This is a genomic window from Buttiauxella sp. S19-1, from assembly GCF_022134725.1.
GTDB lineage: Bacteria > Pseudomonadota > Gammaproteobacteria > Enterobacterales > Enterobacteriaceae > Buttiauxella > Buttiauxella ferragutiae.
Window position 1 is genome coordinate 1 of sequence record NZ_JAHWLU010000284.1, and the last position, 434, is coordinate 434.

The 434-nt window shown below is 32.9% G+C and carries 1 protein-coding gene; it reads left to right on the plus strand.

The genetic code is table 11. The features are described 5' to 3' along the window. On the plus strand, positions 1-434 hold a 434-nt coding region (locus tag MES37_RS24585), incomplete at both ends, for a hypothetical protein (protein WP_237932848.1).

The following is a 434-nucleotide window of genomic DNA, read 5'->3' on the forward strand; positions in this document are numbered from 1 at the left end:
TTTAAATATACAAATGAAAAAGGTGAGGTCTATGTTAATAGCACAATTATTACGTCTGATATTGAAGGTAGTGATTTGTTTTTAGATAAAAACTCTGCTGGTCATGTATCTTTGACTATGGATTATCCACGAGATATTTACGTATTTGAGTTTTCATCAGGTGAAGTCCCTCGCTTTTTATCTGCTTGTAAGCAAATTACTTTGTCTTCTGTTGAACAACAACAAACAGCTGCGTTGCTGACATTGTGTTCAAAAGATGATGAAGCAAGTGGTCTAATTTTGTCGAATGTGGATGTTGGTAAATTGCTGGCACCCGATAATTTAGCTCTTAAGGGTAAGGTTAAAACAGTCATAGGATGTGATAAATCATTTTTGTATGATAGTAATAAGAAGCAGAAAAAAAATAAACCTTATCTGATTAAAGGGGATATTAT